The organism is uncultured Roseibium sp. (assembly GCF_947499295.1).
Lineage (GTDB): Bacteria > Pseudomonadota > Alphaproteobacteria > Rhizobiales > Stappiaceae > Roseibium.
The window spans coordinates 236,913-250,282 of sequence record NZ_CANMNP010000006.1; the positions used below are offsets into that span (position 1 = coordinate 236,913).

14 protein-coding genes are annotated in these 13,370 nt (G+C 55.8%); 4 read left to right on the forward strand and 10 right to left on the reverse strand.

Annotated features, from left to right (window positions below; translation table 11 throughout):
• The 9 genes from Q0835_RS12330 to Q0835_RS12370 form a co-directional block, all read right to left on the reverse strand.
• The gene (locus tag Q0835_RS12330) at positions 1-1,620 is read right to left on the reverse strand and encodes a GMC family oxidoreductase (RefSeq protein WP_298961524.1); all 1,620 of its coding nucleotides are present in this window, start codon (positions 1,618-1,620) and stop codon (positions 1-3) included.
• Positions 1,621-1,637: 17 nt separating this feature from the next.
• The gene (locus tag Q0835_RS12335) at positions 1,638-2,087 is read right to left on the reverse strand and encodes a hypothetical protein (protein ID WP_298961527.1); all 450 of its coding nucleotides are present in this window, start codon (positions 2,085-2,087) and stop codon (positions 1,638-1,640) included.
• A gap of 9 nt (positions 2,088-2,096) precedes the next feature.
• The gene (locus Q0835_RS12340; protein ID WP_298961530.1) at positions 2,097-3,320 is read right to left on the reverse strand and encodes a sugar ABC transporter permease; all 1,224 of its coding nucleotides are present in this window, start codon (positions 3,318-3,320) and stop codon (positions 2,097-2,099) included.
• Positions 3,310-4,128, reverse strand: a complete 819-nt coding sequence (locus tag Q0835_RS12345; protein WP_298961533.1) for an ATP-binding cassette domain-containing protein — start codon at positions 4,126-4,128, stop codon at positions 3,310-3,312. The genes Q0835_RS12340 and Q0835_RS12345 overlap by 11 nt, the downstream gene beginning before the upstream one ends.
• A gap of 11 nt (positions 4,129-4,139) precedes the next feature.
• On the reverse strand, positions 4,140-5,201 hold the full coding sequence (locus tag Q0835_RS12350) for a sugar ABC transporter substrate-binding protein (RefSeq protein WP_298961536.1): 1,062 nt from the start codon (positions 5,199-5,201) through the stop codon (positions 4,140-4,142).
• Positions 5,202-5,384: 183 nt separating this feature from the next.
• Complete coding sequence (locus Q0835_RS12355; protein ID WP_298812857.1) at positions 5,385-6,128, reverse strand: FadR/GntR family transcriptional regulator; 744 nt, start codon at positions 6,126-6,128, stop codon at positions 5,385-5,387.
• A gap of 252 nt (positions 6,129-6,380) precedes the next feature.
• Positions 6,381-7,127, reverse strand: a complete 747-nt coding sequence (locus Q0835_RS12360; RefSeq protein ID WP_298961538.1) for an Asp/Glu racemase — start codon at positions 7,125-7,127, stop codon at positions 6,381-6,383.
• Positions 7,128-7,136: 9 nt separating this feature from the next.
• Positions 7,137-8,303: a Xaa-Pro peptidase family protein gene (locus Q0835_RS12365; RefSeq protein WP_298961541.1), complete on the reverse strand. Its 1,167-nt coding sequence runs from the start codon at positions 8,301-8,303 to the stop codon at positions 7,137-7,139.
• Positions 8,300-9,451: an amidohydrolase gene (locus tag Q0835_RS12370; protein ID WP_298961544.1), complete on the reverse strand. Its 1,152-nt coding sequence runs from the start codon at positions 9,449-9,451 to the stop codon at positions 8,300-8,302. Before Q0835_RS12370 ends, Q0835_RS12365 begins: the two co-directional genes overlap by 4 nt.
• Positions 9,452-9,572: 121 nt before the next feature.
• Here Q0835_RS12370 and Q0835_RS12375 point away from each other — a divergent pair, with 121 nt between their 5' ends.
• Entirely contained in the window at positions 9,573-10,022 is a 450-nt protein-coding gene (locus Q0835_RS12375) for an Lrp/AsnC family transcriptional regulator (RefSeq protein ID WP_298961546.1), read from the forward strand.
• 12 nt (positions 10,023-10,034) lie between these two features.
• On the opposite strand, the gene Q0835_RS12380 is transcribed toward Q0835_RS12375, so the two are convergent.
• Entirely contained in the window at positions 10,035-10,499 is a 465-nt protein-coding gene (locus tag Q0835_RS12380; RefSeq protein WP_298812847.1) for an Lrp/AsnC family transcriptional regulator, read from the reverse strand.
• Positions 10,500-10,600: 101 nt separating this feature from the next.
• Here Q0835_RS12380 and Q0835_RS12385 point away from each other — a divergent pair, with 101 nt between their 5' ends.
• From Q0835_RS12385 to Q0835_RS12395, 3 genes are all read left to right on the forward strand, one after another.
• Positions 10,601-11,650, forward strand: coding sequence for a pyridoxal-phosphate dependent enzyme (locus tag Q0835_RS12385; protein ID WP_298961549.1), 1,050 nt, complete (start codon positions 10,601-10,603; stop codon positions 11,648-11,650).
• A 22-nt stretch (positions 11,651-11,672) separates the two neighbouring features.
• Positions 11,673-12,722, forward strand: coding sequence for a TRAP transporter substrate-binding protein DctP (dctP, locus tag Q0835_RS12390; protein WP_298961552.1), 1,050 nt, complete (start codon positions 11,673-11,675; stop codon positions 12,720-12,722).
• A 110-nt stretch (positions 12,723-12,832) separates the two neighbouring features.
• On the forward strand, positions 12,833-13,369 hold the full coding sequence (locus Q0835_RS12395) for a TRAP transporter small permease (RefSeq protein ID WP_298961554.1): 537 nt from the start codon (positions 12,833-12,835) through the stop codon (positions 13,367-13,369).
• Position 13,370: the final 1 nt, after the last annotated feature.

A 13,370-nucleotide genomic window follows, 5' to 3' on the forward strand; every position in this document is an offset into this window, starting at 1 on the left:
TCAATCGAAAAGCGTTGCGATGTTGGTTTTGATCCTGTCGCCGATGTAAAGCGCCAAAGCCTGGATCGTTGAGGTTGGGTTGACCGCGCCAGCGGTCACAAAAATGGACCCGTCGACAATGAAGAGGTTCTTCACATCGTGGCAGCGGCCCCAGGCGTTAACGACCGATCTGTTCGGATCATCACCCATGCGGCACGTGCCCATCTGATGCCAGCCAGCGCGCCACCAGACGCTGTCGTCGCCCTTTGACAGGACCTGTTTGGCTCCTGCCGCCAGGAGAAGCTCCCCGGCCTTGGCTTCTCCGTGTCGAAGCATTTTCCGCGTGTTGTCGCCGAGCCTGTAGGTGATCTTCGGTGCTGGAATGCCATCGCTGTCGGTCAGGTCCGGATCCAGGCTGACACAATTTGTTTCTTCGGGGAGATCCTCGGAAACGACAGTCAAACCGGCCATATAGGGATAGACATTGTCCATGATCTCCCTGTGTTTAGCGCCCCAGGGGATCGGGTTGTCGATCCCGTAACCCCCAAGAGCGAACGTCATCGGGGTCGTTGAACGGCCTGAATGCAATCCGTAACCCCGGACAAAATCACGAGAGGGGTCCGTTTCATAGAATTCCTGCGAGAGGATCGAGCAAGCCATTGGACCTTCGTGCCCGCGCATTGGCTCATCGAAGACACCGGCTACACCCGTCAGTGGATGAAACATCAGGTTCTTGCCGACCAGACCGGATCTGTTGGCCACGCCTTCCGGGAACAGTTTTGACTTTGAATTCAGCAGCAGTCTCGGCGTTCCGACGCCATTGCAAGCGACCACGACAAGCTCTGCCTTTTGCTCAAGAAGCTTGCCATCGGCATCGTGATAAAGAACTCCTGTCGCAAAGCCGGTCTCCTGATCGACCACTATTTCACGGACACGGGAATTGGTTCTGAGTTCAACGCCTGCATTTTCCAGTATCGGCCAATAGGTGAAATTGGTGCCCCCCTTGGCACCTGCAGCGCAGCCCAGATCGCACGTTCCCGCATTCACGCATTTTTGCCGACCGTCCCTGTCCTTGCTCAGGATGGCAACGTCCGAGGGCCACCAGTGCCAGCCCAGTTTGTTGAAGCCTCTCGCGAGGGTTTGACCGAGATGTCCGATCGGGATCGGCGGGAGTGGGGGCGAATAGTCAGGATATCCGGGATTGCCGCTCAGCCCCGAGACGCCCGTGTTCTCATCGTTCAAATTGTAAAACGGTTCGAGAGTGGCGTAGTCCACCGGCCAATCTTCCGCGACACCGTCCAATGTCCTTGTTCTGAAGTCCGATGGTTTCATCCTCGGCCAATGGCCCAGGAAATTGATGGTCGACCCACCGACGCCATTCCAGTTCACAGGTGTGATGCAGCTGTCTTGCGAGTTTATCGGATAGTCCTGCTTCAGCTTCCTGACATTCGGATCGCATGAAAATGCGCCATAGCGGGCAAGCTCATAGTCTTCCCTACGGCTCGGAAAATCCTTGTCCTGCAAATGATCACCTTGTTCCAGGCAAAGAATGCGCATCCTGGTTTCCAGAAGGGACCATGCGATTGCAGCTCCCGAGGCTCCAGCACCGATTATCAGGACGTCGACAGGATGGTTGGTCATCTTTTCTTCCCAGTGCCTCAAACCTGCCGGTAGGCCGTGCCGCGGGCACGTACCGGGCGTGTCAATTCATCCATCAGAGCGTCGCTTTCCGGTTCCACGAGATATCCATCCGGGTGCACCGGATGAGCAGCGACACCAAGCAATGGACGGATTTCCGGCCGGCTGTAATAAGCCGTGTAGGTGAGGCGAACGAGTTCGGTGAAATCGGCTGGATGATCGGCTTCGATCACCTTGAGAACATCAACCCGTGCATCCGGTGAAAGGATCGGAAAATCGGGCGATTTCATCGAGATTGCCTCCAGGAGCCGGGTCACTGCTCCTGGAGAGCCGTTTGAATAGGCAGTTGCCGTGAGGACACCATCGGCAACTGCCTTCATACCGGCGGACGGCATGCGCCGTGCACCGCCAGCCGGAATGATTTCTTCCAGAACTTTCAAGAGGAGCGCCTGAGTTTCCGACGTTGACATTGGCACCTCCTAGCGCTGTCCGTTGCCTGCCGGGCGTGACAGCGCGTCAATCGCAACGGCAAGAAGAAGAATGGCGCCCGAGAACATGAGTTTGTCTGCAGCGCTCGCTCCGGATAGGTCCAGACCATTGCCCAGGGACCCGATGACAAGTGCTCCAAGGATTGCATTCCAGACAGAACCGCGGCCGCCAAACAGAGATGTGCCTCCAATGACTGCTGCACCAATGCTTTCCAGCAAAAGGGAGCCGCCAGCGAATGCGGTGTAGGACACCGAACCGTAGCGGGACGCTCCGAAGATGCCGCCGATTGCAGCCAGGAGGCCTACAATCCCGAAGGCTGCCACCCGGATGCGTTTGACGTTCATGCCGACACGCCGCGCGCTTTCCGCATTGCCGCCGACAGCGAAGATCGATCTGCCGAAGGGTGTGGATGTCGTGACCCAGCCGACAATTGCGGTAACACCTGTCAGGAGAATTATCAGGAGTGGGACCGATCTGTAAGCGTTCATCGTCAGGACCGCAGCAAAGACGATGATCGCAAAGAACGCGACCTGTCCCCAAAGTGTGGTGGCGGTGTCGAGTTCCAGCCCGCGGAGCTTACGCTCCGCCTGACGGCGCAGAGCCAGTGCAGCGATTGCAACAACAAGAAGGGTTGCAAGCAGGAGGCCCCAGATATCGGGAACCAGTATGCGTGCGATTGCCCGAACGAAGGGATCGCTTATGTTGAGGTTCCCCGTTGGCAGGATCTTCTGCATCAGCCCCTGGTAGCCGAGCAAGCCGGCCAGTGTGACGACAAAGGAAGGTATGCCGACATAGGCGATCAGTAACCCCTGCGCGGCCCCCATAGCGACGCCGACGGCCATGACAATCAGGCAAGCCGTCCAGCCGGGGATGCCGGCGAGCACAAGAACGCCAAGAAGCGCAGCGCAGACACCGGCCGTGGCCGCGGCGGAGAGGTCTATTTCCCCCAGAAGCAGGACAACGGTTATTCCGACCGCCAATGTCGCGATCACTGCTGACTGCATGAACAGATTGTAGATATTGCGCGGTGAGAGAAAGATGAAGCGGATACTGGTGGCATCCTGATCGCCCCAGAATTCCCACAAGGGGAGTGCTATCCCGAAATAGAGCCAGATCGCCGCCAGTGCGAGAAGGACTGGCACGAACGAGCCCAGGCGTGTTTCGCGCAGTCGTCGCAAACGTTCTACCGGAGAAAATGGAGAGTTAGGCTGCATTGTTCGCCCCGTTGTCCAGTCCGGCGGTCATGGCAACGACGATTTCGTCTGCGGTCGTCTCGGATGTTTTCCAGGTTGCGACATTGGCTCCGTGACGCAGAATGCAGATCCGGTCGGATACCTCGAAGATGTCGCGCATATTGTGGGAGATGTAGACAACGGCGTGGTCGGTGTCGCGGAGCCGCTTGACGACATCCAGAACCTGTCGCGTCTGAGCGACACCCAGAGCCGCAGTCGGCTCGTCCAGCATCACGACACTGCACTCGGCACCGACGGCCCTGGCAATGGCAATCGCCTGGCGCTGTCCACCCGAGAGGCCACCCACCTTGGCGCGTACGGATTTGAGGGTTCGTACCTGAAGCCGGTCTATGGCGGTCTGGGCGCGAACTTCCATCTCAAGATCATCGAGAGGACGCAAGATGCGCGGTAGAAACTGCCAGCCGGATTTCACCGGTTCAGCTCCAAGCGAGAGATTGGCCGCGACATCAAGATTCTCGCAAAGGGCCAGATCCTGATAAACAATCTGAATGCCAAGTGCACCGGCGTCATGAGGATTGCTGATCGCGACCGGCTTCTCATCGATGAAGAAGTCACCTTCATCCGACGTGAGTGCCCCGGCCAGAATTTTCATGAGCGTCGACTTGCCGGCGCCATTGTCGCCGACCAGTGCCATAACCTCACCGCGTGCAACCTCGAAGTCGACGCCTTTTAGTGCGTGAACACCGCCAAAGCGTTTTTCGATACCTGCAACGCGCAAGCGAGGTGGCGGGGCCGCCGGCCCCACCTGCTTGTTGTTTTCCAAAGACATGGATTGCCCGGTTACTTACAGAAATCGGTTGCCGCGGCTTCGCCCTGGCAGACCATTTCCTTTGTGATCGATGGATCGTTTTCGATGACGTAGGCGACACCCTCAGCACCAATGGCGGAATAGGAGCCAACGGGAACGTAGGCGACCTCGGCCCCAACACCGTTCTTGACTTTTTGTGGAGCCAGGTCGGAAAAGTCCTCGCCCTTGATAAGCCTGACAGTCACCTTGGCCGCCGCGTTTGCCATATCGGCAAGCGGACGCCAGCCACATTGTGTCTGCTTGCCGAGGAGCATCAGCTGCTGGGCCTGCACCGTGCAATCCAGCCCGGACACCGGCATTGTTCCGGCCATGCCCTGTTCTTCCAGGGCCGCAATGGCAGCGCCGGCGTTTCCGTCATTTGAAGAGACAACACCCTGAACATTGTTGTTGAGCTGGGTCAGTGCCTGGTCCATGGAGCGCCTGGCAATTGCCGGGTCCCAACCCTGTGTCCAGTTTTCGTAGCCCATGACCCGTTTGCCGCTCTCGAACAGGGGCGTAAGGGCGCGCAGTTGCCCATTGTGAATGACTGCAGCGTTCGGATCTGTCGGAGAGCCTTTGAGCAGCACCAGCGTGTCGCCATCCTTGGTATTCTCAATGACATGGCTGGCTTGATCGAAGCCCATCGCCTCCAAATCCGCCTGCACCCAAAAAGAGGTGTTTGCCGAATTGATCATTCGGTCATAGGCAATGGTTGGAACGTCCTCTTCCGCAGCCATATCCGCAATGACAGCGGAGCTTTCGCCGTCAATGGGAATGACCACAAGCACCTTTGCACCTTGCGTGAGGGCTTGTTCGGCCTGGCGTTGCTGGACGGACGTGTCATTGTTGGCATTGAAGACTTCCACCCGAATGTCCGGGGCGATTTCCTTCATCGTCGAGACGAAAGCCGCCGCGTCCTGCTGTTCCCAGCGGGGATTTACGTTTTCCGGTAACAACAAGCCAACCATATCTTCCGCGGCTGCTGCCCCGGCTCCCAAAAGTGTGGCCAATGCTGTGCCCGTTATCAATAAGCCTTTCATAGTGCTTGGAAACATCCTATCCTCCTCGTCGATGTTTCAGCGCTTTCAGCGCCGGATCTTCTGGTGGAATTCCTTCGATTGAGCGATCGATCCGGCGGGGCGAGTATGGTTCCAAACAAGCTCGAACCGCCGGCCACTAGCCTGTCCACCAACAGGCGCGAAGTTCTGCAACTGCCCCTCCAGGCAGGTGGGTTTTGCCTATTTCCCGCTTGTGCCTGACATGATGTGAGCAAGGCGTTCGCGGGTGTCCTCCAAATGTTCCTTCATGGCAGCTTCAGCCGCCGGGGCGTCTTGCGCTTCAATGGCGGCAAGCACTTTTTGATGAAGGGGGACGGAACGCTTGTTGTCCCGCGGGTCAGCGTTTGTCAGTCGGATAGAGCTCAAAAGCGCTGAAAAGATCACGCCTTCCATTGCCATCAGGACTTCATTGTTTGCCGCACGAAGCACCGCACGGTGAAACAGAGCGTCTGCCACCACGTAGTCCTGGATCTCCGAAGCACTTTCCATCTTTTGTTGCGCGGCACGGATTTCGTCGATTTGCGCCTTGGTTGCCGAATTCGCTGCCCAAGCGGCTGCGCTCGGTTCGAAAACCTGACGAACGTCCAGTAGCTGGTTCAAGAAGCTGGGCCTTGGTTCAACACTGAGATGCCAGGCCAGAACATCATCATCCAGGAGGTTCCAGCTGGCGCGCCGCCGGACCCGCGTGCCGCTGCCGCGCTTCACCTCAAGAAGCCCCTTTGCAACAAGAAGCTTGACCGCTTCGCGAACCACAGACTTTGAAACGCCAAAACGCTCGCAGAGCTTGTTCTCGTCGTCGATCAGGTCGCCTTCACGAACGACACCTCCAACGATGCGTCTGCCCAGTTCGCGGCAGACCTGTGTTGAAAGCGACGGAACAACACCCGCGGTGTCTTTGAGATCATAGTAGAGTAGTTCAGACATGAGATGATATTAAACATCTGATGTTTTGGTTGTCCAGATGTTTTTCGAGCGCCTTCGACTGAATCGTGATTGGGTCGCGAAACGACTGCTCGAATTGCGACATGACGCTGAAAGTGAACATGGTCCAGGGCGGCCAAGCTGTTCTAAGCCGTCTGACGCTGTCCGGTTTTGGCCATGGACGTCTTTTGCTGTCCGCCGATTGCTGCCGTGACCAAACCAAAATGCGCCTATCAGACGCGAGAAACATCGAATTCAGTGTTGGCCGAACAGGATGCCAAAGTCGGGCAGCGGGTCATTGATCTTTGCGAGGCGCAGCATATGCCACGCCAGTGCCTGATTGCTGCTAATGATGGGCACACCAATCTCGTGTTCAGTTTCCTTGAGAATGTTCAAGGTTCGAAGGTTTGTGCACGATACGACGATTGCATCGCAAAGGGAGGCTGAAGCAATCTGCCTGGCCGACTGAATGATCGAGAGTTCACTGATCCGCGCAACGACCCGGTCATTGCCTTCCTCAAAGGACCCGAAGCCGGCAATTTCAAAACCGGCATTTATCAGTTTCAAACGCATGCGCTCAGATATGTCCGGCACATAGGGTGTTATGAAACCGAGCCTTTTTGCACCGACCTCTTGTCCGGCGGCAATTACGGCGGCCAAGGGGTCAGTAACCAAGGCGTTGGGATAGACCGTCTGAATGGCGCGGGCGACGTTCCGCGATCCGATCACCGTTGAGGCCGAAGTGCATCCATAACCGATCACATCGAAATCAAGCGATTGCGGCAAAAGCCGCGCCGAAGACGGCAGGTCTTTTTCCATTTGGGCAAGTGTGTCCGCACGAATGTCGGACACCATCGGAATGCGGCTGTGATAAAGGGCGACACCGTCGAGTGCCATGAGCCTGGAAAACTCTGGTTCCAGCGTTTCGTCGGTCTCCAGTACGATCACACCCAACGTCGCTCGTGTTCCGATCCCGGCATCCGTGTCGAATTGCAGTTTCATGGGCTCACCTCAGATGACAGGAAGGTCGCGGGAGGCGCGTTCGGAAAGCAACTGGGCACCGTCCTCACGTATGACGATGTTTTCCTCATGAACCATGATCAGGGCGTCGCCATAACTCAGCGATGGCTCCAGTGTCAGCACCATGTTTTCTGCGATGGGTGTGTGATCATAGGGAGCATGTGAGGGCCATTCGGTGAGTTGTATACCCAGTCCGTGACCCAAGCGGCCAACATTTCCACCCTGGCCGTGCAATTCCGCGATAACACCCTGCATGACCTGATAAAGCTGATGACAAGTGATGCCGGCCCGGGCGGCCTTGATCCCAGCCTCAGTCGCACGCCACAGCACGTCATATGCTTTTTGGGAAGCAGCATCGGCGGTTCCGATGGCATAGTTGCGATCGAAATCGCAATAGTACCCATCCCAGACCGCACCCGTGTCCAGCATCAGGATGTCACCGCGCGCCAAGGGTCGGCGAGAGGGTGGTGAAATCACATCATGGTAACCACCCTGGTCCGCACCACCGACAAGATAGGGAACATCGTCAGCACCTTGAGCGAGGCCTTCTCGGCGAAAGGTGCGAAACAGGTCTTCTAAAGGCTGCCCCTCCTGTGCCAGCTCCGGAACCTTCGCAAATGTCCGTGAGCCGATGGCACAGATGTGAGCAAGTTTTTCAATTTCCCGTTCGGACTTGATCATGCGCAACGATCGAACGAGGTCAGTCGCGTCAGTAATTGACAGGTTCGGGAGACCTTGCAACAGCCTTTCATAGTCACCCAAAGGCATGCGAAGTCCGGTTTCATGGCCTTTCATCACACCGAGCGTCTTACGCTCTCTTGCAAGCGGTGTGAGCAATTCCGTCAAAAGGCTCACTCCGTCATCTTCAGGGCAGGGTGCACTCCATGTGCGGATGTCGTCCAGCCAAGTGCTGTGCATCAACTGCGCACCGATTTCGGGAATGATCGCAATCGGTTTGCCGGTTGAGGGTAGATAAAGGAACCAGGGCCGGGTCGGGCTTTGCCAAAACAAAGTCTGAAAACCGCTGAAATATCGAATTTCGGGCTCACTCATAAAAAGGATCCCATCGATACCCGCTGCAGCCATGCGAAATTGGGCCCGGTGAGTGCGCGCTTCGAATTCTGTTTCGGGAAATCCGCGGGAAGGCGCTTCTGTCATTGGCTGTCCTTTCGCCGCGGCAACCGGTCTCGCACCAACTGCACCCAGAACTCCGCACCGATGGGCAACAAGGCATCGTTGAAATCATAATCGGAGGCGTGCAGAGGTTGACCGTTCGCGCCCGTCTCTCCGTTCCCCAATAACAGGAAGCAACCGGGAACAGCGGAGCAGAAATGCGCAAAGTCTTCCGAAAAACTCATCGGCTGCCGGTCTTCAACAACCTCGCATCCGGCCGCTCTTCCTGCGCGGTAGACTGCCTCCGTCGGCGCGTGTGCGTTGATTGTTTCGATGAATTCCGTAGCACAATCTACCGTCACCGACACTCCATGAGCCGCGCTCACACCCTCGGCGATCTGGCGCATGAACTTTTCCACGGCAGCCCGGTCCTGCGGCGACCTGGCTCTGTAGTCTCCTTTCAGGACAGCTTGGCCGGGAAGGACGTTGCGTTGTCCGTCCGTTAAAAATTCGGTGACGGAAACGACCGTTCCCGCTCCTGGAGGAAGCTTTCGGGAGACAATGCTCTGGAGGGCAAGAACAAGTTCAGCGGCGACCGTAATCGCATCAACGCCAGTATGCGGCATGGATGCATGCCCGCCCTGACCAGTCACTTTGATCTCAAACAGTGTTTCGCTGTTGCAGATAATGCCTGTCCGGGTGGACACCTGGCCGGTTGGTGCACCTGGCAAATTGTGAATTGCATAAATCTCGTCGAGCGGGAATTGCTTCAACACGCCTTCATCGATCATTGCATTTGCGCCAAGACCAAGTTCTTCGTTGGGTTGGAACAAAAACACGACAGTGCCTTCGAAATCCGGATCTTTGGCAAGCCGCTCTGCGGCACCCAAAAGCATGGTCATATGACCGTCATGACCGCAGGCGTGCATGACACCGGGCGTTTCAGAGCGATGCCCGTGCGAAGAGGTTTCGGTAATAGGAAGTGCATCCATGTCCGCGCGTAATCCAATTGCCCGGTTGCCCTGGCCACCGTGCAGGACGCCAACGACACCTGAGCCTTCATGCACGTCAATACCAAGCGCCCGCAGTTCGCGGGCGACTTCAAGTTTTGTTCGTTTTTCCTGGAAACCCAGCTCAGGGTTGCGGTGAAAATCCTGCCGTCGTGCCGTCAGGCGCTGTTCAAACGCTTGCATGGGTATGCCTCCCGTTTCCTCAATTCTAACTACAATGTCTCAAGGGTCGGATGGCGTCGTTTTTTGATCATTTGCGATGAAAAACATTGAATAACTGGCAAAAGGCGATCAACTTCGGACAATGGATGACAAGGATCTGGAAATACTGCGGCTTGTGCAAAGGGACGCGAGGTTGACGGCAGAAACAATCAGTCAGGACGTCGGGTTGTCCCCTGCGGCTGTGCAAAAGCGCCTGAAACGGCTCCGAGAAAGCGGTGTGATCGAAAGGGATGTTTCAGTCCTGTCGCCGTCAAGGTTGGGGCGGGACATGACAATTATCGTTGACGTCATTCTTGAGCGTGAAAGCCGGCGTCATTTGGATGAGTTCAAGCGAAAAATGAAGAACGCCCAGTGTGTACAGCAATGCTACTACACTACAGGAGAGGCCGATTTTACGTTGATCCTGACGGTCCGGGACATCAAGGAATACGAGCAGTTCACACAGGACCATTTCTTTGATGAGTCCAATATCAGCCGCTTCAAGACCTCCGTTGTCATGGACAGGGTCAAAGTATCTCTTGATGTGCTTTAGGCTGCCATCCGGTTATATCGGCAAGGTCAATCCGACCTTGGTGCGCTCCATGGTAACGGACGTGCGAAAGCGTCTTACATTAGAGTTTTCAAAGAATAGCCGGTGCGTCAGCTCCTCAAAATCCTGCATGTCGCGCGCTGTGCAGATCAGGATAAAGTCTGCTTCGCCTGTCACGTAATAGCATTGCTGCACTTGTGGCTCGGAACGGGCAAGCTTGCGGAACATATCGAGCTGCTGAAGGCTTTCACGCTCCAGTTCCACCATCACTATCAGTGTCATGCCGCAGTCCAGCTTCGATGCATCAAGAATGGCAACTTCCTGTTGAATGACGCCGCTGTCCTTCAGGCGCTTCTGCCTTCGTTGTACTGACGGGACGGACAATCCGCATTCTTCAGCCAGGACTTCAAGTCCAATCCGACGGTCCTTTTGCATCAATCTCAGGATTGTTCGATCCGCATCGTCCAAATTGTCAAGCATGATGCAAATTCTCTGGTTTGATTGTTTGAGCGGTAAATTTCGTCAAGCTTAAGCCAGAAATTGAAAAAATCAAATAATCCGAAAATGCTACATCATGGAGCATGAAACACACAGACATCCTCGATTTTTCTCCTGACTTCGAACAGGCGGTTGCTTTCTTCAAAGCACAGAAAAACTACGCCGTCTCACCGATGCGGCGACTGCAGGGACCAGGCGGTTATTCCTTTCTGGCCAAAGACGAAACCACCCGAATGGGACTGGGTGCCTTCAAGGCGCTTGGCGCTCCTTATGCCGTGGCCCGCCTCGTTGGAGAAGCCTGGTTTGCCAAAACCGGTGAGGCTTTAACACCGGCACGCTTCGTGGACGCCGATGTGCGTTCTATGGCCAACACGCTGACATTCGTCTGCGCAAGTGCGGGCAACCATGGGCTGGGCGTTGCAGCGGGTGCTCAATGGGTCAGTGCCAAGTCGCGTATTCATCTGGCAAGAACCGTTCCGGCAAATTTTGCTGAGAGACTTCGTGCACTGGGCGCGGAGGTTGTGTGGTCCGGCGACGTTTATGACGAGAGCGTTGCGGCTGCGATTGACGATGCTGCGCGGACCGGCGCAACACTACTGGCTGACGGTACCTGGCCCGGCTACACCGAGATCCCGAAATGGGTGATGGAAGGTTACTGCGTCATCGCTGAGGAATTGCGGGCGTCGTTCGAAGCATCGGGCGACTGGCCAAGTCATGTCTACCTCCAGGCTGGCGTTGGAGGTCTCGCAGCCGCGATGTCCCATATGATTCGCCTGAACTGGGCCGTCCAGCCGGAGCTGATCGTTGTTGAACCTGAGGCTGCAGCTTGTTTGAAGGCGAGTCATGACGCAGGCCGGCCCACTCGGTCTGATGGGCCGGATTCCAACATGGGACGTCTGGACTGCAAAGAACCTTCAATCGTTGCCTGGCGCGTGCTTGAGCGCTGCAATGTGACCTATCAGACGCTTTCCGAAACAGATGGTTCCGCAGCGGCCGCGGCTATGACTAGGCTCGGCATAGCAACCACACCCTCAGGCGCAGCTGGGTTTGGCGCCTTGTGCACACAGCTCCCCGACCTAACAACCGGCGAGGACTTCTTACCCCTTGTCATAATCTCAGAGGGGCCCGCCTGAGCGGGTCGTGAAAGGAAGCAACATGCAGAAATTATTCACGAAATTAGTCATTCCAGCAGTGTTGGCGGTTGGCCTTGCGACCGGTGCCGGCGCTGAGACATGGAAGTTTGCCTCCGAGGAGGACAAAAACGATGTGCAGGACATTTTTGCAAAGAAATTTGCCGAGACGATCAAGGAAGAGTCGGGCGGCGATATCAAGGTCAGGATCTTCTATTACGGACAGTTGGGAACCGAAAACGACATTGTTGAGCTGACAGCCAAAGGCGTCGTTCAATTTGTTTCAGTTGGCACCGGTCATTTGGGGTCCTACGTGCCAGAGGTACAGGCGCTCAGTGTTCCTTATGTCCTTGGAAGCGATGTGGATGTCATTCGCAAGGTCCTAACAGGCAGTGAAACAATCTACAACGACCTCAGCGACCGCTTCGAAAAGGTCAATCTGAAGCTATTGACTATGATTTCCGAAGGCGAAATGGCCTGGGGAGCCAACAAGGAAATTCGGAGCCCGGCGGATTTCGACGGACAGAAAATCCGGACCTTTACGTCAACAATTCCGGTGGAAACCTACAAGGCCTTCGGGGCAACGCCGACACCGCTTTCCTGGGGTGAAGTCTACGGTGCTCTTCAGCTCAAAACCGTCGATGGCATGGTCAACCCGATTTACTTTATCTACAATGCCAAGTGGCATGAAGTGCAGGACTATCTGATGTTTCCGGGGCAGCAGCCCTATGTCGGCACGGTCTCCACCAACAGCGAATGGTTCAACGGCCTGAGTGCTGAAAAGCAGGCCATGGTCCACAAGGCCATAGACGCTGCGGAGCAGGCAGCACACGACTATCAGCTCCAAATCAACAAGGAAAATATGGACAAAATCCTGGCAGAGCGCCCTGACCTCAAAGTTGTTGTGCTTAATGAAGAAGAGCGCGCGGTTTTCAAGGACCTCAGCACAGGCTTGCATGAAACCTACTACGCCGTCGTGGAAAACGCTTATGGCGAGGAGGAAAAGTCAGAGGCTCGAGATCGCGCCCAAAGAATTCTTGAAAACCTGATTCAAGAGGTGAAGGACGCCTCGTAGGCCGGCAAGGAATGCGCGAATGGCGCGGGCGGAATTCCCGTGCCTTTTGCGTTCTATGCGCGAGGAGGGCGCGGCTGTGCCGATGAACGGCCAGCAGACGGGAGATGATAATGAAAACGCTTCTCTTAACAGCAAACAGAGGCATTGAGTTCGCCGAAAAGGCAATAATCATCACTTCAATATTGCTGATGATGGTGAACTCAACCGCCAACGCGATCGGTCGATATGTATTTGGACAAAGCCTGTTTTTCGCTGAAGAATTGAACCAGTTTCTGATTGTGGGTGTCACATTCGTCGGTTTCGCCTATGCGGTCCGACGGGGACGAAACATTCGCATGACTGCCGTCTATGACGCGCTTTCACCGCGTTCCAAGAAGGTCCTGCTGACGCTGATCTCGCTCACGACAGGGCTGCTGCTGATGTTCCTGACCTACAAATCGGTTCTCTATGTCCAGGAAGTCAAGGGCATCAATCGGTTGTCGCCGGCCCTGCAGTTTCCTGTCTATCTGATATATGCGGTCATTCCCGTTGGTCTTGCGATGGCAAGTCTCCAATACCTGATTGCGTTTTTGATGAACGTCACCCAGAGGGGGACGTATCTGTCACTGGATGTCCAGGACGGTGAAGCTGAAGATATTGGCGTTTGAG

What these genes read in the sequence shown, in the direction of transcription:
- Q0835_RS12395 (WP_298961554.1), top strand. Translation starts at nt 12,833, where the DNA reads ATGAAAACGCTTCTCTTAACAGCAAACAGAGGCATTGAGTTCGCCGAA.
- Q0835_RS12370 (WP_298961544.1), bottom strand. Translation starts at nt 9,451, where the DNA reads ATGCAAGCGTTTGAACAGCGCCTGACGGCACGACGGCAGGATTTTCAC.
- Q0835_RS12335 (WP_298961527.1), bottom strand. Translation starts at nt 2,087, where the DNA reads ATGTCAACGTCGGAAACTCAGGCGCTCCTCTTGAAAGTTCTGGAAGAA.
- Q0835_RS12345 (WP_298961533.1), bottom strand. Translation starts at nt 4,128, where the DNA reads ATGTCTTTGGAAAACAACAAGCAGGTGGGGCCGGCGGCCCCGCCACCT.
- Q0835_RS12355 (WP_298812857.1), bottom strand. Translation starts at nt 6,128, where the DNA reads ATGTCTGAACTACTCTACTATGATCTCAAAGACACCGCGGGTGTTGTT.
- Q0835_RS12385 (WP_298961549.1), top strand. Translation starts at nt 10,601, where the DNA reads ATGAAACACACAGACATCCTCGATTTTTCTCCTGACTTCGAACAGGCG.
- Q0835_RS12360 (WP_298961538.1), bottom strand. Translation starts at nt 7,127, where the DNA reads ATGAAACTGCAATTCGACACGGATGCCGGGATCGGAACACGAGCGACG.
- dctP (WP_298961552.1), top strand. Translation starts at nt 11,673, where the DNA reads ATGCAGAAATTATTCACGAAATTAGTCATTCCAGCAGTGTTGGCGGTT.
- Q0835_RS12340 (WP_298961530.1), bottom strand. Translation starts at nt 3,320, where the DNA reads ATGCAGCCTAACTCTCCATTTTCTCCGGTAGAACGTTTGCGACGACTG.
- Q0835_RS12380 (WP_298812847.1), bottom strand. Translation starts at nt 10,499, where the DNA reads ATGCTTGACAATTTGGACGATGCGGATCGAACAATCCTGAGATTGATG.
- Q0835_RS12365 (WP_298961541.1), bottom strand. Translation starts at nt 8,303, where the DNA reads ATGACAGAAGCGCCTTCCCGCGGATTTCCCGAAACAGAATTCGAAGCG.
- Q0835_RS12350 (WP_298961536.1), bottom strand. Translation starts at nt 5,201, where the DNA reads ATGTTTCCAAGCACTATGAAAGGCTTATTGATAACGGGCACAGCATTG.
- Q0835_RS12330 (WP_298961524.1), bottom strand. Translation starts at nt 1,620, where the DNA reads ATGACCAACCATCCTGTCGACGTCCTGATAATCGGTGCTGGAGCCTCG.
- Q0835_RS12375 (WP_298961546.1), top strand. Translation starts at nt 9,573, where the DNA reads ATGGATGACAAGGATCTGGAAATACTGCGGCTTGTGCAAAGGGACGCG.